The sequence below is a fragment of the Gilliamella sp. B2717 genome, from assembly GCF_026536675.1.
GTDB lineage: Bacteria > Pseudomonadota > Gammaproteobacteria > Enterobacterales > Orbaceae > Gilliamella > Gilliamella apicola_I.
Map to the genome: position 1 here is coordinate 92,110 of NZ_JAFNNQ010000095.1, position 20,779 is coordinate 112,888.

Sequence of the window (20,779 nt, forward strand, 5' to 3'; positions counted from 1 at the left end):
GAAACAAATTACAAGAAAGATCGATAAGGTAATTCAGGCTCATCGGTAAAGATGTCTCTAAATCCACGATAATGCTGATAGTGCATTTTGTTTTTATCTGTTGGATAAGTATATTTACCGCCAACTTGCCAGAAGAAAGGCGTAAATTGATATTCCAAACGATCTTTCTTCATTTGCCAAAGCACTTCAATTTCACGAGGATCACTTTGGAAATTTGCCCAAATATCATGATGAAAAGGAATCACAACTTGGGTTTTCAGTGATTCCGCAGCACGCAAAATATCTGAAGAGGTCATTTTATCGGTGACCCCACGCGGATTTTCACCATAAGAAAGTAACGCAACATCGATTTTGTAATCATTACCATGTTTGGCATAATAATTAGAGTAATGAGAATCACCCGAGTGATAGAGCGAACCACCTGAGGTTTCAAACAGATAGTTAACGGCTCTGTCATCCATGCCATCTAATATCGCTTTATCAGTTGAGGAAACCCCTTTAGGTAGTGTCACTAACGAAGTTCTGTCAAAAGAATCTAGCACCCGAATGGTAATATCGCCCACTTTAATGGTTTCGCCTACTTTGGCAACAATGCAACGATCTTCAGGTACACCCCAACTTTTCCATAATTCGACACAAGCTTTAGGGCCAATAAATTTCACTTTTGGTGAACAGTTTTGAATGACCGCAGCAGCCACATTGACATCAATATGATCGGCATGATCGTGGGTTGCCATTACCGCATCAATCTCTTTAATAGCAAAAGGATCTAATACAAATGGACTGGTTCTTAAATTAGGTTGTAATTCGCGTACTCCCCCCATACGCATCATTTGATGTTGTTTGTTCATCAAGGGATTAGCGTGTGTTTTTTTACCGGTCCCACACCAAAAATCGACGGAGATATTGGTATTACCGGCAGATTTTAACCAAATGCCAGTACAAGCAAGCCACCACATGGTAAACGTATTGGGTTTAACCTCTGTTGCTTCAATCTCTTCATTTAGCCAAGTACCCCATTCAGGAAAGGTATTTAATATCCACGATTCTCGGGTAATTTCGTTCACTTTACTCATACTTTGTTCCTTTTACATTTTAATAATTAAACTAAAATAACATCTACACCTTGCTCCTTAATGCTTTCAATGACTTCCTTGTTTGCTTGTTTACCGGTAATTAAAATATCGATTTTATTCACAGGACAAAAAAGCATGCCAGAATTGGCTTTGGTTTCAATTTTTGAACTATCGACAACAACAACTAATTTTTCAATTTTTTCAAGTATCTGTTGTTCAGCCACTGCACCTAATATTTCATTCTTATAAAGTCCATTGGGTGTTAACGTCTTGCCACTGGTAAACATCCATTTGCCAGCATAAGAATCAGTAATGTTCGCAATGGGGTTAAGAATAATATTTTGTGTTTTGTTATATAATCCTCCCATAATGATGACATTTTCATGATCATGTTCAATCAAGTAACACGCTAACGGGAAATAGTTAGTAATGATTGAAACATTTTTACCACAGAGTTCTCGACCCAATAAAAACGCTGTTGAACCGCAGTTAATGACAATATTTTCATCAGCACCACATAACTTAGCTGCACGAATAGCGATGCGAGCCTTTTCATGATAATGATCGGTATTATTATTGCCGATTGGTGCCCATATAGGCTTTTTCTCTTCGATGCGCATAATACCGTTACGTACTTTTTTTACTCTTCCTTCCTGATCGAGCTTAGTGATATCACGACGAGCTGTAGCCGGTGAGATAGAAAAATATGAAACTAACTCAGTCACTCTTAACATCCCTTTGCCGTTAACCATTGCCACTATTTCATTATGTCGTGATATTTCGTTCATTATTACCTCTTTGTTGAATTAAAGTGATTAATTTTGATCAAAAATGATAATAATTTTCATTCATAATATTGTCAAATATTTATAACCAATATTTAACTCATTGTTGATTCAATATGTTGATAATAATAATTATATTTCTAATTTTTACCGCTGTTTTTTCCTAAAAATGTGATGATAATCACAGATGTGGCTGTGATAGATTTAGAAAAGTGATCTTTATCAAAATAATCATAAATAATCATTGAATGGTTAATTGTGATTGTAGAATATAACAAGTGTTATTTAATCATGAATAACGAAGTGTAATCAGAAATTTTATCTATTCATATAACAATAAATATTATAGAAAAATTTAAAAACGAAGTTAGTTCTCCACAGTAAAGCGTTAGATATTTAAAGATGTCGATAAACCAATGAGAGGAACATATGGAAGTAATCTACAACATATTTTATATTTTTTATAGCCAAGTTATGACAAAAGCGCCTTTGTTGCTTGGCTTAGTGACAATGTTAGGTTATTGCCTTTTACGTAAAGACATAACAACCGTTTTAAAAGGCACCATTAAAACCATTGTTGGTTTTATGTTATTACAAGTCGGTTCAGGAGTGTTAGTTTCAACCTTTAAACCCGTCATTGCAAAACTATCAGAATATCATGGTATTAAAGGATCGATTATTGATACGTATGCCTCGATGGTGGCCGTCGAAAAGGGTATGGGTGATCAATATTCTTGGGTTGGCTATGCAGTACTATTGGCTCTTGCTATCAACATTGCACTTGTGCTGTTTCGCCGTTTAACCGGTATCAGAACGATCATGCTGACAGGTCATATTATGTTTCAGCAAGTCGGTCTTATTGCACTATTTTACTTTTTATTTGGTTATGGCATGTGGGAAACCATTATCTATTCCGCCATTATTACTGCACTCTATTGGGGGATATTCTCAAATATGATGTTTAAACCAACCGAAGCGGTAACAGGTGGAGCTGGTTTTTCCATTGGTCATCAACAGCAACTCGGTTCATGGATAGCGGTAAAATTAGCGCCAAAACTGGGTGATAAAAATGATTCGGTTGATAATCTTAAATTACCTAAATGGTTACATATTTTCCATGATAGTATCGCTGCCACAACCATTGTCATGACATTCTTCTTTGGCATCATCCTTCTTTCATTTGGTTTAGATAATCTTCAAACAATGGCTGGTTCAACCCATTGGACAATCTATATTTTCGAAACAGGGCTTAAATTTGCCGTTGCAATACAAGTTATTGTGGGCGGTGTACGAATGTTTGTTGCTGAATTATCTGAAGCATTTAAAGGTATTTCTGAAAAATTAATTCCCAATGCTGTGCTTGCTATTGATTGTGCAGCCATTTATGCATTTTCACCCAATGCCATGGTTTTTGGTTTTATTTGGGGCGCATTAGGGCAATTCTTAGCGATCGCATTATTGCTTATCTTTAAATCCCCAATAATGATTATTCCGGGATTTATTCCAATGTTTTTCTCAAATGCGACAATTGGCGTATTTGCCAACCATTTTGGTGGTTGGAAAGCAGTTATGAAAATCTGTTTTGCAATGGGAATAATTGAAGTTCTGGGTTCTGCTTGGGTGATCAATATTTTTGCACAAAACGGCACGCCTATTGACTCATGGATGGGGATGGCGGATTGGTCAATTCTATTCCCACCAATCTTACAAGGGTTATCATTTTCTCATTTGTTTATCTATTTAATCATTGCGTTAGCATTGGTGTATATGTTCTTTGCCGCTAAAACACTACGCGCTGAAGAAGCACAACAAAAAAATCAACCTATCGAAAACGATATACATCAGGATGTAAATGAAGCAGTAGTTAAAAAAATGGATGAAGTTGCAATAAGTGAAGGCCAACCAATTCGTATTCTGGCGGTATGCGGTAGTGGTCAAGGGTCATCAATGATGATGAAAATGAAAATTGCGAATTTTCTGGATAAGAAAGGGATCCCTAACATTATGGATTCTTGTGCAGTTACCGACTACAAATCCCGATTACCGAATGTTGATATCATCGTAGCATCGAAGCATCTGATACATGAAATTGAAGTGAATGAAGGTCAACATGCACTCGGTGTACAAAATATGCTTAATCCACATACGTTTGGCGATGAGCTTATCGAACTAATTAACCAAGTTAATACGAATAAATAGATAGAATATGAAAAAGGAGCGCAATATGGCTTTCAAAGAATCTTTAATTGAAAATAACTCAATATTACTCAGCGCAGAAGCGGCAAATTGGGAAGATGCAGTCAAGCTTGGAACCGATATGTTAGTAGCATCAAAAGCCATTGAACCATCTTATCACGATGCCATTATCCGTTGTGTAAAATCCATGGGACCTTACATTATCATTGCGCCTAATCTGGCTATGCCGCATGCCAGACCTGAAGATGGTGTCAATCGTACCGCTTTTGCCTTAGTAACCTTAAAAAAACCGGTTTATTTTGACGGAGAAGATGAACCGGTTGATGTGCTTGTCACCTTAGCCGGAAGTACGTCTGATCAACATATGGAAGGGTTAATGGAAGTGACACAAATTTTAGATGATGAAAATAGCGCAACAGGTGTTGATCTCGATAAATTAAGACGTTGTCACAGTAAAGAAGATGTCTATGCAGTCATTGATCGGGCTTTAAATGGAGGCTAGTTTATGTATCAAGCTTTAAAAGAAAGGGTTTTACACGCTAATTTACTGTTACCTAAATATAATCTGGTTACTTTTACTTGGGGCAACGTATCAGAAATTGATCGCACAAAAGGCGTTATTGCCATAAAGCCTTCAGGTGTTGAGTACGGTGCGATGACTATAGATGACATTGTTGTGCTTTCATTAACAGGGGAAATTGTAGAAGGTAAACTCAATCCGTCCAGTGATACAGCCACTCATCTTGAACTCTATAAAGCATTTGAAAATATTGGTGGCATTGTCCATACCCATTCGCGCTATGCCACCATTTGGGCTCAAGCAGAGTTAGACATCCCAGCCTTAGGCACAACGCATGCCGATTACTTTTATGGTGATGTACCTTGTACTCGTCGGTTAACTGATAGTGAAATTGCGAACGATTATGAAAAAAATACAGGACTTGTCATTATTGAGGAGTTCAAACGTCGAGGCGTCGATCCAAAAGCCATGCCTGGCGCTGTGATTTCTGGACATGCTCCATTTTGTTGGGGAAAAAATGCTATCGATGCCGTACATAATGCTGTGGTACTGGAAGAAGTCGCTATGATGGCAATTGCAACTCGTCAACTCAATCAAACCATTAAAATACAACAAACCTTATCTGATAAGCACTATTTTCGCAAACATGGCGCAAACGCTTATTACGGTCAAAAATAAAATGAACAAGGAAATAAAAATGACAGCACCTAAATTACAAATCGCCTTAGATCAAACTGAATTAAAACCAGCATTAGATGTTGCTAAAAATGTGTCAGGATTTGTCGACATTATTGAAGTCGGCACTATTCTTGCGTTTGGGGCAGGCATGGAAAGTGTAAAAACATTACGACAACTTTATCCCGATCATATTTTAGTCTGTGATTTAAAAACTACCGATGGCGGAGCAATATTAGCAAAAATGGCTTTTTCTGCTGGCGCTAATTGGTTAACCGTATCGGCAGCTGCGCACATAGCCACGGTTGAAGCATGTAAGAAAGTCGCCGATGAGTTTAAAGGCGAAATCCAAATCGAATTGTATGGGCATTGGACATTAGAAGATGCAAAAGCTTGGCGTAAATTGGGGATAAAACAGGCAATTTATCACCGTTCTCGAGATGCGGAATTAGCTGGCGTAGGTTGGGGGGAGGAGGATTTGGTTAAAATGCGTCAGCTTTCAGATTTAGGACTGGAGCTTTCAATCACAGGGGGAATTGTACCGGAAGATATCCACTTGTTTGCCGGCATTAAAACCAAAGCCTTCATTGCTGGTCGAGCTCTTGCCAATGAAAATGGTAAAAAAACGGCTCAAGCATTAAGAGAGCAAATAGCAAAATATTGGTAAGTGATAGATTGCAGTCGTTACGGCGACTGCATTTTTGAAAATAATAAAGATATGAACGGGTTTTAACTATGTCAACATTTGCAATCGATCCCACTCTACAGACCAATCATATTGGTATTTATGAAAAGGCATTGCCTAATGAACTTTCATGGCAACAAAAATTGCAGGAAGCAAAATCATTAGGATTTAATTTTATTGAGATATCAATAGATGAATCAGATGAGCGTCGAGCAAGGCTCGATTGGTCTGATGACGAAATCTATGCACTAAAACGATTATGTGAGCAAAATCAGATACCACTACATTCAATGTGTTTAAGTGCACATCGTAAATATCCGTTTGGCTCAGCAGATGAAACAGTCCGCAGCCAAGCTAAAGACATCATGAATAAAGCACTTCGTTTGGCTTATAAGCTTGGAATACGAGTGATTCAGTTAGCAGGGTATGATGTCTATTATGAACCAGCCAATAACAAGACTCACCAACGTTTCATTGAAGGTATGCAATGGTCAGCTAAACAAGCGGAAAAAGTTGGGATAATGTTGGCAGTTGAAATTATGGATACTAATTACCTAAATTCACTCAGTAAATTTGAAATTTTAAAACGGGAAGTGAATTCCCCTTACTTCATGGCTTATCCTGATGTTGGAAATATCACGGGTTGGAACTACGATACATGTACTGAGCTATTGTTAAGTCGTGATCATATCGTCCAAATTCATCTGAAAGACACCTTAAAAGTGAAAAAGAATTATTCAGGACAATTTAGAGATCTTGTCATTGGTGAAGGTGAGGTTGATTTTCTTTCCATACTTAAAACACTTAAAATGATGAACTATTCCGCACCGTTAGTCATTGAGGTGTGGGCAAAAGATGACAAATGGAAAGAAAATATTATCACAGCTCAAAAAAGATTAAAGGCAATCGGCGAACAGGCAGGATTTCCTATATTTAATTCAATATAAAATCAAACATGATTTGATTGTGAATCAACGCTTCATCTTATTAAAAAAAGATGAAGCATTCAATGCATTAAGCTTTTTTGACAAAACAGGCTTTAAGCATAATTTTCATGCCATCGATTTTACAATCAATTTCATGATCACCGTCGACTAAACGAATCCCTTTTGCTTTTGCCCCTTTTTTTAGCACAGTCGATGAACCTTTTAATTTAAGGTCTTTAATCAATAATACATCATCACCATCCGCTAATAAATTACCGTTGCTGTCTTTCACTTCACGTTGAGATGATTCAGTCGTTGCTTGATTAGGATCCCACTCATGAGCACACATTGAGCAGACAATTAAATTACCGTCGGGATAAGTATATTCTGATCCACAGGTAGGGCAGTGATTTGTTGATTCCATCTTGTTTCCTGTCGTATTAAAAAGTTTAATTATAGCATAATTATTGTCAAATTTCCTGACATTAGATTTTGCTTTGTTATTTACCAAACTCATTATTTGCGCTTTGCACGATAAGGGCTATCGTGTAATATAGTCGTTATCATAAAAATTTAGAATATTGTGAATATTATATGAAATCATTAATAAAATTACTTTCGATGTTTTTGCTCATTCTATCTATTGTGGGTTGTGGGCTAAAAGGGCCTTTATATCATCCTACAGAAGCATCCAATAATCAAACTGATCAATCAACTATGAAGAGTTTGAATCAAGAACAAATAATAAATAAAGTTGCTTAAATTAGGAAAGAAACAATGAATTTTTTGCATTATCAAAATGGTCATTTATTGGCTGATCAGATTGCTATTGATGATTTAGCCAAACAATATGGTACTCCTTTATATGTCTATTCTGCTGACTATATCACTCAGCAGTTTTTAGCTTACAAGCATGCACTTATTCATCGTAAACACTTAATTTGTTATGCGGTTAAAGCGAATAGTAACTTAGCGGTATTACAGTTATTAGTTAAGTTAGGCTCAGGGTTTGATATTGTTTCACAAGGTGAGTTAGAACGAGTACTTAAAGCGGGCGCAGACCCCAAAAAAGTTGTCTTTTCGGGCGTGGCGAAATCCATTGTCGAAATTGAACGAGCCTTACAAGTAGGTATAAAATGCTTCAATGTTGAATCAGAAGCAGAATTATATCGAATCAATGATATTGCAAAACGTCTTGGTAAAGTCGCTGCTATATCTTTAAGAATTAATCCCGATGTTGATGCAAAAACGCATCCGTATATTTCAACCGGTTTACGAGAAAACAAATTTGGTATTAGTTATCAATTAGCGATTGAGGTGTACCGCCAAGCAAAAGCGTTATCCAATATTAACATTGTTGGCATTGATTGCCATATCGGCTCGCAACTTACCGAATTATCGCCGTTTTTGGATGCCGCTGAACGTATACTTTTATTAGTTGATAAATTAAAATCAGAAAATATTCAGATACAACATATTGATCTAGGTGGCGGGTTGGGTGTTTGTTATGATGATGAGCAACCACCATCGGCATCGCTACTGATGACTGAATTATTGAAAAAATTAGCGCATTATCCAGATCTCGAAGTGATATTTGAACCGGGGCGTTCAATTGTGGCTAATGCTGGTTTACTCATTACGAAAGTGGAATACACTAAACATCAAGATGATAACCATTTTGCAATAGTTGATGCGGGAATGAATGATTTAATTCGTCCAGCGCTTTATAAAGCTTGGATGCGTATATTACCCGAAAAAGAGCAACAAGCGGAAGATAAAACCTTTATATACAACGTTGTTGGGCCGATTTGTGAATCAAGTGATGTACTTGCTTATCAACGTGAGCTATCTGTCAAACAAGATGATTTAGTCGTGATATGTAGCGCAGGTGCTTATGGGTTTAGCATGGCTTCAAATTACAACAGCCATCCACGCCCGGCAGAAGTGATGCTGATTGATCAACAACAGCATAAGTTAATTCGTCAACGCGAAACGTTTGACGACTTATGGCGTGGAGAACACGTCTTCTAGCTATCCATTGATGTATAAGTTATAACTGGTTAAACAAGAATGATGAATCTTAATAAGTTGTTTATGACGTTCTTTAGTTCAAACGAATCAATAAACAATTATTCAAGATATAGTAATCTTTGATGATAAAAGGTAGATGATGATGAACTTTTCAAAAATGCATGGACTGGGAAATGACTTTATGGTTATTGATGCGGTAACGCAAAATGTTCATCTGTCTCCGGATTTAATTAAGCGTCTGGCTAATAGATATACCGGTATAGGGTTTGATCAGCTACTGATTGTTGAACCCCCTTATTCACCTGATAGCGATTTTCACTATCGTATTTTTAATTCGGACGGGACAGAAGTTCAGCAATGTGGTAATGGTGCACGTTGTTTTGCGCGTTTTGTTCGTTTGAAAGGTTTGACCAAAAAGCGCGTGTTAAAAGTCAGTACCATGAAAGGGAACATTGTCTTAACCGTTAACGATGATGAAACCGTTCGAGTGAACATGGGGGTACCTGTTTTTGAGCCAAATAAAGTACCTTTTAAAGCGATTAAAGAAGAAAAGACCTATATTATCAGAGCACAAGAACAAACCATTTTATGTGGAGTTGCCTCAATGGGCAATCCACACTGTGTAATACAAGTCGATAATATCTTAACTGCTCAAGTGAGCACGCTAGGGCCATTATTAGAGCAACATGAACGTTTTCCTGAACGGGCTAATATTGGATTTATGCATATTATTGATCGTAATAACATCAATTTGCGCGTATTCGAACGTGGAGTGGGTGAAACCCAAGCCTGTGGGACTGGTGCGTGTGCAGCGGTCGCGGTAGGAATTAATCAAGGCTTGTTAAATTCGACTGTGAATGTCAATTTACCCGGTGGCAAGTTGCTGATTGAGTGGAAAGGCGAAAATCAACCACTTTTTATGACGGGGCCGGCAACACATGTTTATGACGGTTTTATCTCTTTTTAAAATAGTGCTTATTTGGCAATTAATTTGTAGCGTGGGTCAATAAAAATCCGAGTTCGCATATTTGAATATTAAATGAGTCTATCTTTAAAATGTTAACAAATGAATAAAGAATTTAACTATGGTTGTAAAAAACACGCGGAATTTAAAAACTAAAAACAGTCAAACTCAAACTAAACCACTCAAATTAAATGATGAAGTGGTCAGTCAGTATATTATCAATAACCCTGATTTTTTTATTCGCAATGCCAACCAGATTGAAAGTTTGCAAATTCCTCATCCCGTGCGTGGCGTCATCTCATTACCCGAATGGCACATGGCAAGGCAACGAAATAAAATAAAGCAACTTGAGTCTGAAATAACGTTATTAATGGAACATGCCACAGCGAATGAGCAGTTGTTTAGCCAATTGATGGATCTTCAACTGAAATTGATTCAAACCTCAGACCTCAATGAATTAATTCAGTCACTTAATTCATGGGCAAAATCATTGGGACTGAACGGCGCTTATCTCTACCTTTTTGACGATAAATGGCTACTTAGTGCGCCATCAAATTATCACTATTTGGCGCTGAATTCTTCACAATTTGATTTTATTCGTGTTCGTCATTTGCAGTATAGCCATCAGTATTTAGGTACATTAAATTCGACGGAATTAGATTTTTTATTACCGGAACATAACTATGTTGGATCAGTTGCTTTATCGCTATTAGGAAAATTTGGTGATTTGGGCATCTTGATTTTTACCAGTGCAAATCCACATCATTATCAAGCAGGTCAAGGGACACTCTTGTTGGAAAAAATAAGTGAGTTATTACCGATCTTGATTGAAAAGTGGATTATGCGAACAAAATAAGGACTAATGATGATTCAGTCTAATCAAGAACAACTATCATTATTAACCCAACCCGTTGAGCAATTTTTAAACTACTTAAAATCCGAAAGACAACTCAGTTTAAACACGCAAATTAATTATCGTCGACAACTCTATGCCATTATTGAATTAGCAAAAACAGTCGAAATTGCTAACTGGCAAGATCTCGATTCATCCGCGGTGCGCTTATTAATTGGTAGAAGTAAACAAGCAGGATTACAAGCAAGAAGCTTGTCATTAAGGTTATCGGCATTGCGGAGCTTTTGTGATTGGATGGTCAAGAATCAATTGATCAGCGCAAATCCTGCTCGTGGCGTTTTAAATCCTAAGATCGGTCAACATCTGCCTAAAAATATTGATATTGACGAGATAAATCAATTACTGGACATTGAATATAACGATCCTTTATCTGTACGTGATCGGGCAATGCTTGAAGTTATGTATGGATCCGGATTACGTTTGTCAGAATTAGTGAATCTAAATTGCCGTGAATTAAACCTAAAAGAGGGGGAAATTCGGGTAATGGGGAAAGGAAATAAGGAACGGAAATTACCATTAGGTAGAGAATCGATTAAATGGATCCAACACTGGTTATCCATGCGTAACTTATTAGAACCTCAAGATGATGCCTTATTTATATCAAAATTAGGTCGTCGAATCTCCCCACGAAATGTTGAAAAAAGATTTGCTGAGTGGGGGATCAAACAGGGATTAAGTTCACATGTTCATCCGCATAAATTGCGTCACTCTTTTGCAACGCATATGTTAGAATCCAGTCGAGATCTGCGTGCAGTACAAGAGTTACTCGGGCATGCTGATTTGTCTACAACTCAAGTTTATACCCACCTTGATTTTTCACACTTATCTGATGTTTATGATTCGACGCATCCAAGAGCAAAAAGAGGAAGAAAGTAATGCGTTTTTACCGATCAATTAACCGCATTCAAGCAATGACATTTGATCTTGATGATACGTTATATGACAACAGCATGATTGTTGAAAAAGCTGAAGATGAAATCATCAAGTCTTTAAGACAACATGAACAGCTAAAAAATATCACCTTGTCAGATCTTCATAATGAAAAACAACAGGTATTAGCCCTAAATCCCGAAATCTATCACGATGTGGTTATTTGGCGAATCGAAACGATTAAATCTCTACTCCTTAAAATGGGTGTATCAACATTTAACATTGATGATATCGTTCAGCAATCTATGGCGTGCTTTAACTTTTGGCGTCATAAAATGCAAATCACTGAATCGACGCATCAATTATTGGCAACACTTGCCAGTAAAATACCCTTAGCGGTGATCACAAATGGCAATGTGGATATTCATAAAATAGGATTAGGAGATTACTTTCAATTTTCGCTGCGAGGTGGGGCGGATGGTCGTTCTAAACCTTTTCCTGAGATATTCGATTTGGCAGTTAACAAGTTAGCCGTACCAGCAAAGCACGTTTTACATATCGGTGATAATCTATTAACAGATGTTAACGGCGCAGTAAATAATGGTTTATTAGCTTGTTGGATTAATATTTATGGTCAAGATATTTATCATCTTGCTGATGCCAAATGTTTACCACATATTGAAATCAATCATTTATCAGAACTGGATAATCTGCTATAATTTATTTTAAATATGTATAAATAGACAGTAAGCTACACGATCATCATCAATTGCTTTAAAAAACGCCTATCTTTACATCCTTTTTGATGACAACCTAAACACGACAGATTAACTGAAAAGAATTGATTGATACTAGGTTTAAATTCAAAACCTATCAATAATTGCTATGATGACAACAGGTTTTAACATAATGGAAAACAGACAATCATTATTAAACGACCTTAATACCGAGCAGAAAGATGCGGTGACCACTGATAATCAATACACTATTGTTCTTGCAGGGGCTGGCAGTGGTAAAACACGGGTATTAGTTCACCGTATTGCATGGCTCTGTATGGAAAAACATTATTCGCCTCATTCCATATTTGCCGTCACTTTCACCAATAAAGCTGCGGCTGAAATGCAAGAGCGTATACAGCATCTGATTGGTGAAGGTTATTTTAATGGTATGTGGGTTGGAACATTTCATGGGTTAACGCATCGTTTATTACGCATGTTCTCTCAGCAAGCTAAACTCCCATCCAATTTTCAATTGATCGATACGGAAGATCAGATCCGTCTGATTAAACGGATTTTTCGTGAATTAAAAATTGACGAAAAACAGTGGTCGGCAAAAGAGTGTGCAAGTTTTATCTCTAATCAAAAAGAGAAAGGCTTACGCGCTAAAGATTTGATACCTGAAGATCCTAAACAGATAATGTGGCAGACTATCTACAATGACTATCAAGCGATTTGTGACAGAGTAGGCTATGTTGATTTTTCGGAGCTTATTTTACGTGCTTATGAATTATTGTGCAGTGACAAAGATGTATTAAGTTACTGCCAACATCGTTTTTCAAATATTTTAATTGATGAATTCCAAGATACGAATCATATACAATATTCTTTAGTAAAAAAATTAGCGGGCACGACGGCGAATGTCATGATTGTTGGCGATGATGACCAATCAATCTATAGTTGGCGTGGTGCAAATGCCGATAATTTACAACTCTTTATTCATGATTTTCCCGAAACTGAAATTATTCGATTAGAGCAAAATTATCGTTCAACCAGTACGATTTTAGATGCCGCTAATCAACTTATTGCTAAAAATCAGAATCGATTAGGTAAGAATTTGTGGACAGATCGCAATGAAGGCGAAAAGATTTCTCTTTATGTTGGTTTCAATGATATTGATGAAGCCAGATTTGTTATTGGGCAGATAAAAAAATATCATGATGCTGGTGAAAAATATTCCAGTTGTGCCATTTTATATCGCAATAATGTGCAATCCCGACTGTTTGAAGACACCTTATTACAAGCTGGGTTACCTTACCAGATCTATGGTTCGATCCGGTTTTATGAGCGGCAAGAAGTCAAGTTAGCACTTGCTTATTTACGGCTTTTGCATGATCACGATAACGATATGGCATTTGAAGCAACGGTGAATACACCAACGCGGGGTATTGGTAATGTGACCCTTGATAAAATCAGATTAACAGCCAAACAAAATAATATTTCATTATGGAATGCGTGTTTAATGTTAATTCAAATGAATGGATTAACCGAACGGCAGCGATCTGGAGTAAGTCGTTTTCTTGAACTTATGGGATCAATTTATGATGAAGTTGCGCAAATGCCGTTTTATCAACAACTCGATATCCTGATAAAATCGTCTGGAATTCAACAAATGTATGAGCAAGAGCCAGGCATTAAAGGACAATCTCGACTTGAAAATCTTGAAGAGTTAGTGTCGGCGGCTGAACAGTTTTATCGTAATAATGAAAATACCGTGATTGAAGATAGTGAAACCGGTCAGACCTTAACCGTGCTTGAATCATTTTTAGCTTATACTTCGTTAGAAAGTCGAGACGTGCTAAAAGAACAAGATTCAGTCCAATTGATGACATTACATGCCGCAAAAGGACTTGAATTTGATAATGTTTTCATTGTCGGTCTTGAAGAAGGACTGTTTCCGGCGCAACGTTCAGCACTAGAAATCGACAGAATGGAAGAAGAAAGACGCCTTGCTTATGTTGGTATAACACGAGCACGCAAGCATTTAACCTTATCGCTATGCGAGTTAAGACGCCTTTATGGTCGTGAAGAGCGTAATTTACCTTCTCGCTTTTTAGCTGAATTGCCAGTCGACAGGTTAAACGAAATTAGCTATCGGGGATTCTTTGCGCCTCCTGAAGGCAAATTAGATAATATAAGTCAAGAAAAGCAATTTCAGCAAAATCGTAGACAATCTTATCTGGATAAAAGTCGTGAAAGTGATGGTTATACATTAGGCAGAAAAGTTAAACATCATCGTTTTGGTGAAGGTACAATTATCAATCTTGATGGTGAAGGGGATCATCGACGCGTTCAAATCGCATTTGTTAACGAAGGAATCAAATGGTTAGTGATTAAATTAGCCAATTTAACCCTACTTTGATTATACCTGCAAAAAAATGAATATTGTTTGAACCTGAAAAGGGATCTTAATAAAGTATTGTAGGATCCCTTTTTTAACTGTTTATATGATTAGCTTGCTTGTTCTTTTACTGCTTCAGAAAAAATCGTGTCAAAGGTTTGATCACTTCGGTTACATATCCACTGCTGATCATGATAATCAAAATGATAACCCTGTTTTAAGGTTGCTAACCAAACTTGATAAAGCGGCTCTTGAGTATTGACAATAATTTTGCTGCCATTTGGAAAGCTGATTGTAATCACATTACCATTAGTTTCATAATCAATATCGACATCATGTTCTTGAGCGTAGTTATCTAAAAAAAGTTCAACACTATTAAATAATTGTTCTGTTAAAATGTGAAATTGCGTAATATTCATTTCATTGTCATCAATTCGTTAAAAATAATGCCAGAATATTAGCATAAACGCCTATTCTTCGCTACCGTACGCCTAAATGCAATGCACAAAGTTTGTGACTAATTCACAAGGGGTAACGAGCAGGCAATAACCAGTAACACCCGCATATCAGTTCCTGGATTGGTTGCAACCCAACGGTTTACTAACTGATTTTCAGAAATCAATTTACCGTCACCAAAATAGTTTGCATAAATTTGTATCTTGCCTTCGGCAATTTCCATTTTATCGCAATTCGCAAATTCTTGGATAACCATTGAATGATAAGGTACTTTATTCCCATTAATCTGTTCATAGTTAAGAGAAGGTATATAATTAGTCACTTTATTAAATTGACGAATGTTTTTATTATACGGATGCAATCTGACCGAATTTTTATCTATAAAAGTGTAACCGACCGAATCTCTTTCATAACTTTTATTGATTGAAATAAATTGCTCTCCAATACTGGCGTCTTTTAATTTTTGATACTCTTTATTAAAGTCAACTTTATTCACCTCCGTTTTATTTTTTGTTACTCCCTGAAGGCTTAGTACAGAAAAAGAAAAAAGAAATAACAGTATTCCTAATTTTTTCATTAAATTTCATCTCCATTTTTTAATTATTTTTTAAGCTTTGGTTAGGCTTAACTTGAGGTTGAAATTGTCTTTTTTGTTCTATTTCTTTCTGTTTATTATCTAGTTTTAACTTCTGTTTACGTTCAAGTTCCATTTTTTTAAAAATTGGTTTTATATCTGGTCTTGTAACATAAAGAATCTGTTTGTCTACATCACCTTGAATTGAGCACGACACCAAGCTTTGTTCGTCAGAAATCGGTTCTAAATAAAGTGATTTTTCAATAGTGCCAATTTTAGGAAGCACACCGTCTATAGAATAAGGATTATCCTGCCAATTAGGAGAATGAGATTGGGTATCAAAAATTTTAGTATTTGCAGTATAAATTTGTGCATTGAATTTAGACCAATGGAGAGTATCTAATGCGTTTTTTACATCGTCAATGGCATTATCAACAATAAATCCCCAGTAATAAAATTGGCCTGATGCGGTGGTGGTAAGGTAGACATTTTGATAACCCGAAATGGTTAACCCACGATATTGAAACGGTTTTTTAAACATCACTTTGTTTTTATCATGACTTTCGATAGATTCGACAGGAATATAGGTCACATTATCGGCAGTGGCTAAGTCAACATATTGATTAAAATCATCTTTGTATAAAGCGAGTTGCTTAAAAAATTGATTATCACATGCTAAAAAAGCTTTCATTACTTTGTCAGTTTTATTGATATCTTGTTGATTTTGAGCAGAAAAAGCCATGCAAGATATCAATAATGTACTCACAAGCACAGAAAGTTTTTTTAAAAGCATGGTGATGTCCTTTTGGTAATCTTTTTATTAAAAAAGTATAATGATATTGTAAATTATTGTAAATCACGCCGTCAATGTTTACTACTAAAATCTTCAATGAAAATGATTAAATTACCTTGTTGAAAAGTAATTTTAACTAAATCTGATATGGCTTTATTGCGTACGCTAATAAATTTCCCAAAAGTGAGCGTTTGATTGACTAAAGGATACTGCACGCCTGTAATGGTCAAGTCCGTCACTTCACAAAATGGCATAAAAGAGACTATATGATTGTTGATATTAACGATTTCTTGATACTTTTTGGCAAAAAAGAAGTGGCCGTAATTATCATAAAAAGTGATTTGATATTGTGAATGATACTGCAACGCTACCGATAAATTACCTAAAAAATGGTCGCTAGCATGTCCAGTTGCCCCATAAATATCAAAGTGTTGAATCCCTTTATCTGCTAAAAAAATGATAGCTTTCTCAAAGTCAGTTTTATTTTGATCGGGAGTTTGTATTATTTGGATTTTGTCTGGCACAGCCATAGTGTGATGGTAACTGTCTAAATCGCCAATAATAAAATCCGGTATGATAGCGGTTGAGGCTAAGTAATTATGATAAGCGCCGTCAGTACAAGCAACATAATGATAGCCGGTTAAATCACTTGGAAAGTGATGTGGCGGTTCACCATTGACAAAAAGTAGAGCCCGATGAGCTATCATTGATTATTCCTTCTGTAATTTATCATTATGATAAGGTTAATGTGTAAGCCATAATAATTGCATCTTCGTGTTTGCCATTGGTTGTTGGATAATAGTTTTTCCTAACGGTAATTTGGTTAAAACCAAGAGAATGATAAAGTTCGATTGCGGGTGTATTTGATCTTCTTACTTCTAACCACAATGTGGAAATCGCAATCGGGTGATCGATGCTAGTCAGGTGATCAATTAAATGATTCAGTAACGCCTTAGCAAGCCCTTGTTGTCGATATTTTGGATGAATAGCGATATTGAACAAATTAGCTTCGTCTGCAACCATTTGACAAATACAAAAACCAACTATACGGTTATCGATAGTCAATTTAAGATTGTAATAATGATCGCCTTGATTTGAATAGAACGTCTGCTTTGACCAAGGAATCAAGTGGCATTGTTGTTCTAACTCAAAAGCATCGGGTAAATCATTGTCGGTCAGGGTGGAAATAGTTTTCATATTCGCATAATTGTTGCCAAAGTTGGCGTTTTTGTTGTGGAGCTTTAGCTAAAGAAATTAAATCCGTTGTTTGAATCGTTAATGCACGTTTCCAAGATTCATCAGGATTTATGTCAATAAACCATATAACCTTATCAATATCATCGGAGGGGATGATTAATTGGGAAGGCGTTAAAAAAAGTACCTGCTCTTGATTAAGGCGAATGGCATTTAAAATATCAAAATAAATTTTTTGCGTGGGTTTTTGCTCAGCGACAACAATTAAACGAATTTCATCGTCAATATGGTTTACCACTTCACCTTTAAAAACATTTGCTTTACGCAACACATATTGCGTAATATTGCATTGTTGTAAGTACCAATCACGTTGTGACATTATCGACATTCGGTTTTTATTAGAGATTAAAGATGGTTAATTGTATAATCATCGCATCAATTTATAAAGGTTTTTCATTGAGGCATTATGGCAACATCCGCTTTTACTCCTGCAAGTCAAGTACTTGAACGTCATCAAACATTTTTTAGCGATAAAAAAGTTATTATTGCTGGTGATATTCAAGATAGTTATCCTATTGTTATTGCGGCTAATCAAGTTAAAATTCATTGTTCACAATTTCATACCTATTTGCGTCTAAAAAATAGTCGCAAGGGCACTGAAATCGATTTTTCTCTTCTGCCTGATAAAGATTTTTATAACGGCATGAATACGTTAATCTATTATTGGCCAAAAACAAAAAGCGAAGCCCAATTTCAGCTCTCTTATCTATTAAATAATATGCCAAAAGATAGTGATATCTTAATTGTTGGTGAAAATCGAACGGGGGTGAAAAGTGTTGAGTCGCTTCTCGCTGATTTTGGTGTCATCCAAAAAATTGACAGCGCAAGGCGTTGTGGTTTGTATCATTTTCAAGCTGAAAGTCGTTTGGCATTTGATCTTAGTGAATGGTGGTTAAATTATCATTTATCCATTGAAGATCAAGATATTGAAATTAAGAGTTTACCGGGCGTATTTAGTCAAAAAGGATTAGATGCCGGAAGTGAACTGCTATTAAATGCGTTAGTTGATCATGCTGATATTATTAAAGGCAATGTGTTAGATGTAGGATGCGGAGCAGGGGTGCTATCAACCGTGTTGGGTAAATTGTATCCTGAAATCAATCTTACTTTGTCTGATGTTAGCGTTGCTGCCATTGAATCAAGTAAAGCAACGTTAATTGCTAATCATATTGATGCAACGGTTGTTGCCAGCGATGTATTTTCAAATATTAATGATAAATATCATCTTATTGTGTCTAACCCCCCTTTTCATGACGGTAAAGAAACCAGTTATACGGCAGTAAACACACTGATTAAAGAAGCGAAAAAACACTTAAAACTAAATGGTTACCTTTGTATTGTGGCAAACTCATTTTTACCTTATCAAGCTATTTTAGACGAAACCTTCAAAAGTGTTGAAGTCATTGCACAAACAACAAAATTTAGAGTTTATTTAGCTTGTCATTAACTGATAATTCCACACAAGAAAAAAAGTTACGGTTTTTACCGTAACTTTGCCTTTAATACATCATCGAAAGAGGGCGGTTTGACTAGTGACTAAATCACCCTTGAAAACTGCTGTTGCCGTGCTTGTTGTCTCATATAGCTATCAAAACACATGCAAATATTACGGATAAGCAGATGGCCTTTAGGATTAACGATAATGGCATCGTCTGTTACTGTGACTAATCCATCTTTGACTAATGGGTCAAGCAAGGTTAAATCTTCGGCAAAATAGTGATCGAATCGGATTTGATACTGCTGTTCAATCGCTTGTTTATCTAAATAGAAATGACAAATAAGCTGTTTTATCACATCACGACGAATTTTATCATCTTCCTTTAAGGAAAACCCTTTCCATAAACCATTACCACTTAATTCAACTTGTTGTTGATAAAGTTTAAGATCTTTTTGATTTTGTGCATAACTATCACCCAGCATACTAATTGCTGATACGCCAAGCCCTAATAAATCCGCCTCCCCTTGGGTAGTATAACCTTGGAAATTTCGATGTAATTTATTTTGCTGCTGGGCAATTGCCAGTTCGTCAGTCGGTTTTGCAAAATGATCCATACCAATAAAGCGATACCCTGCCTGGGTTAACTTTTGAATACTGGTCTGTAAAATCTGTAATTTTGCATGAGCATTAGGTAAATCGTGGTCTTTAATTTTGCGTTGTGCTGCAAATCGGCTAGGTAAATGGGCATAATTAAAGACACTTAAACGATCGGGTGAGATATCAATCACTTTATCCAATGTTTCGGTAAAACTGTCAACCGTTTGTTTAGGTAATCCATAAATAAGATCTAAACTAATTGAATGAAAACGGTTTTTTCTTGCTTGAAGGATCAAGGATCGAATGAGTTGTTCATCTTGTTCACGATTGATTAAATACTGAATTTCATGATTAAAATCCTGAATCCCCATACTTAATCGATTAAAGCCCAAATTGGCTAGATGATCGATAGTTTGTGGGGTAATTTCCCTTGGATCGATTTCGATTGAAAGTTCAGCGTGGGTATCAAAATGGAAATGCTTTTTTAACGAGGTAATAAGTCGAGTAATCTCGTCATGCGTTAAAAAAGTCGGTGTACCGCCTCCCCAATGCATTTGAGTGACGGTGCGATCTTTAAATAACTGAGAACGTGAAGCTATTTCCTGTTCCAGTATATCTAAGTATTGGGTGACTTTTTGGGTTTGTCGGGTAACCAGTTTATTACACCCACAAAAATAACAAAGTTTATGGCAAAATGGGATATGAACATAAAGCGATAAAGGTCTATCCGCAAAACGGGTAGCGGACAAGATAAAGTCTTGTTGGCTAAAATTTTCATTAAACTCTAACGCAGTAGGATAAGAAGTATAGCGTGGGCCTGAATAATTGTATTTTTCAATTAAACTTTGATCCCACAATTGTGCTTCTGCTAAGCTATTATTTTCGTCTAATTTTGTCTTTGACATGACT

Annotated in this window: 23 protein-coding genes; 13 read left to right on the plus strand and 10 right to left on the minus strand. The window is 36.3% G+C overall.

Annotated features, from left to right (window positions below; translation table 11 throughout):
- Positions 1-8 precede the first annotated feature (8 nt).
- Together ulaG and ulaR are read right to left on the minus strand one after the other, a co-directional pair.
- Entirely contained in the window at positions 9-1,076 is a 1,068-nt protein-coding gene (gene ulaG, locus J3U35_RS10515; RefSeq protein WP_267351386.1) for an L-ascorbate 6-phosphate lactonase, read from the minus strand.
- 26 nt (positions 1,077-1,102) lie between these two features.
- Positions 1,103-1,864, minus strand: coding sequence for an HTH-type transcriptional regulator UlaR (ulaR, locus tag J3U35_RS10520; protein ID WP_267361253.1), 762 nt, complete (start codon positions 1,862-1,864; stop codon positions 1,103-1,105).
- A gap of 426 nt (positions 1,865-2,290) precedes the next feature.
- Between ulaR and J3U35_RS10525 the strand changes: the two genes are divergently transcribed.
- The 5 genes from J3U35_RS10525 (at position 2,291) to J3U35_RS10545 (ending at position 6,884) form a co-directional block, all read left to right on the plus strand.
- Positions 2,291-4,060: a PTS ascorbate-specific subunit IIBC gene (locus J3U35_RS10525; RefSeq protein ID WP_267361255.1), complete on the plus strand. Its 1,770-nt coding sequence runs from the start codon at positions 2,291-2,293 to the stop codon at positions 4,058-4,060.
- A gap of 25 nt (positions 4,061-4,085) precedes the next feature.
- Positions 4,086-4,559, plus strand: coding sequence for a PTS sugar transporter subunit IIA (locus J3U35_RS10530; RefSeq protein WP_267351391.1), 474 nt, complete (start codon positions 4,086-4,088; stop codon positions 4,557-4,559).
- Between the two features lie 3 nt (positions 4,560-4,562).
- Complete coding sequence (locus tag J3U35_RS10535; RefSeq protein WP_267361257.1) at positions 4,563-5,255, plus strand: L-ribulose-5-phosphate 4-epimerase; 693 nt, start codon at positions 4,563-4,565, stop codon at positions 5,253-5,255.
- A gap of 19 nt (positions 5,256-5,274) precedes the next feature.
- The gene (locus tag J3U35_RS10540; RefSeq protein WP_267361259.1) at positions 5,275-5,919 is read left to right on the plus strand and encodes a 3-keto-L-gulonate-6-phosphate decarboxylase UlaD; all 645 of its coding nucleotides are present in this window, start codon (positions 5,275-5,277) and stop codon (positions 5,917-5,919) included.
- 68 nt (positions 5,920-5,987) lie between these two features.
- Entirely contained in the window at positions 5,988-6,884 is an 897-nt protein-coding gene (locus J3U35_RS10545) for an L-ribulose-5-phosphate 3-epimerase (protein WP_267361261.1), read from the plus strand.
- Between the two features lie 67 nt (positions 6,885-6,951).
- On the opposite strand, the gene J3U35_RS10550 is transcribed toward J3U35_RS10545, so the two are convergent.
- Positions 6,952-7,287: a zinc ribbon domain-containing protein YjdM gene (locus tag J3U35_RS10550; protein ID WP_220216805.1), complete on the minus strand. Its 336-nt coding sequence runs from the start codon at positions 7,285-7,287 to the stop codon at positions 6,952-6,954.
- A 170-nt stretch (positions 7,288-7,457) separates the two neighbouring features.
- Between J3U35_RS10550 and lptM the strand changes: the two genes are divergently transcribed.
- The 7 genes from lptM to uvrD all read left to right on the plus strand — a co-directional run bounded on the left by lptM (position 7,458) and on the right by uvrD (position 14,779).
- Positions 7,458-7,625, plus strand: a complete 168-nt coding sequence (lptM, locus tag J3U35_RS11635) for an LPS translocon maturation chaperone LptM (RefSeq protein WP_416380700.1) — start codon at positions 7,458-7,460, stop codon at positions 7,623-7,625.
- A gap of 15 nt (positions 7,626-7,640) precedes the next feature.
- Positions 7,641-8,894, plus strand: a complete 1,254-nt coding sequence (lysA, locus tag J3U35_RS10555) for a diaminopimelate decarboxylase (protein WP_267361263.1) — start codon at positions 7,641-7,643, stop codon at positions 8,892-8,894.
- A gap of 142 nt (positions 8,895-9,036) precedes the next feature.
- Positions 9,037-9,861, plus strand: a complete 825-nt coding sequence (dapF, locus tag J3U35_RS10560) for a diaminopimelate epimerase (protein WP_267351401.1) — start codon at positions 9,037-9,039, stop codon at positions 9,859-9,861.
- 118 nt (positions 9,862-9,979) lie between these two features.
- Positions 9,980-10,714: a DUF484 domain-containing protein gene (locus tag J3U35_RS10565; RefSeq protein WP_267361265.1), complete on the plus strand. Its 735-nt coding sequence runs from the start codon at positions 9,980-9,982 to the stop codon at positions 10,712-10,714.
- 9 nt (positions 10,715-10,723) lie between these two features.
- The gene (xerC, locus tag J3U35_RS10570; protein ID WP_065559259.1) at positions 10,724-11,647 is read left to right on the plus strand and encodes a tyrosine recombinase XerC; all 924 of its coding nucleotides are present in this window, start codon (positions 10,724-10,726) and stop codon (positions 11,645-11,647) included.
- A complete protein-coding gene (gene yigB / locus J3U35_RS10575) occupies positions 11,647-12,360 on the plus strand; it encodes a 5-amino-6-(5-phospho-D-ribitylamino)uracil phosphatase YigB (RefSeq protein WP_267361267.1) in 714 nt (237 codons plus the stop codon). Before xerC ends, yigB begins: the two co-directional genes overlap by 1 nt.
- Before the next feature lie 190 nt (positions 12,361-12,550).
- A complete protein-coding gene (gene uvrD / locus J3U35_RS10580) occupies positions 12,551-14,779 on the plus strand; it encodes a DNA helicase II (RefSeq protein ID WP_267361269.1) in 2,229 nt (742 codons plus the stop codon).
- Between the two features lie 89 nt (positions 14,780-14,868).
- On the opposite strand, the gene cyaY is transcribed toward uvrD, so the two are convergent.
- The 6 genes from cyaY to J3U35_RS10610 form a co-directional block, all read right to left on the minus strand.
- Positions 14,869-15,177, minus strand: coding sequence for an iron donor protein CyaY (gene cyaY / locus J3U35_RS10585; protein WP_267361271.1), 309 nt, complete (start codon positions 15,175-15,177; stop codon positions 14,869-14,871).
- A 98-nt stretch (positions 15,178-15,275) separates the two neighbouring features.
- Positions 15,276-15,791 carry a surface-adhesin E family protein gene (locus J3U35_RS10590; RefSeq protein WP_267351411.1) on the minus strand — a complete coding sequence of 172 codons (516 nt, stop codon included), beginning with the start codon at positions 15,789-15,791 and terminating at the stop codon, positions 15,276-15,278.
- A gap of 19 nt (positions 15,792-15,810) precedes the next feature.
- Positions 15,811-16,581 (minus strand): hypothetical protein, encoded by a 771-nt coding sequence (locus J3U35_RS10595; protein WP_267361273.1) that lies wholly within the window; start codon positions 16,579-16,581, stop codon positions 15,811-15,813.
- A 71-nt stretch (positions 16,582-16,652) separates the two neighbouring features.
- Positions 16,653-17,288 (minus strand): thiamine diphosphokinase, encoded by a 636-nt coding sequence (locus J3U35_RS10600; protein ID WP_267351415.1) that lies wholly within the window; start codon positions 17,286-17,288, stop codon positions 16,653-16,655.
- A gap of 25 nt (positions 17,289-17,313) precedes the next feature.
- Complete coding sequence (gene rimI / locus J3U35_RS10605) at positions 17,314-17,778, minus strand: ribosomal protein S18-alanine N-acetyltransferase (protein WP_267351416.1); 465 nt, start codon at positions 17,776-17,778, stop codon at positions 17,314-17,316.
- Entirely contained in the window at positions 17,747-18,163 is a 417-nt protein-coding gene (locus J3U35_RS10610; protein ID WP_267361275.1) for a DNA polymerase III subunit psi, read from the minus strand. The genes rimI and J3U35_RS10610 overlap by 32 nt, the downstream gene beginning before the upstream one ends.
- Positions 18,164-18,241: 78 nt before the next feature.
- On the opposite strand from J3U35_RS10610, the gene rsmC reads away from it, so the two are divergent.
- The gene (rsmC, locus tag J3U35_RS10615; protein WP_267361277.1) at positions 18,242-19,282 is read left to right on the plus strand and encodes a 16S rRNA (guanine(1207)-N(2))-methyltransferase RsmC; all 1,041 of its coding nucleotides are present in this window, start codon (positions 18,242-18,244) and stop codon (positions 19,280-19,282) included.
- Between the two features lie 89 nt (positions 19,283-19,371).
- Here the strand turns inward: rsmC and hemN are convergent, their stop codons facing one another.
- On the minus strand, positions 19,372-20,775 hold the full coding sequence (gene hemN, locus J3U35_RS10620) for an oxygen-independent coproporphyrinogen III oxidase (protein ID WP_267361279.1): 1,404 nt from the start codon (positions 20,773-20,775) through the stop codon (positions 19,372-19,374).
- Positions 20,776-20,779 lie beyond the last annotated feature (4 nt).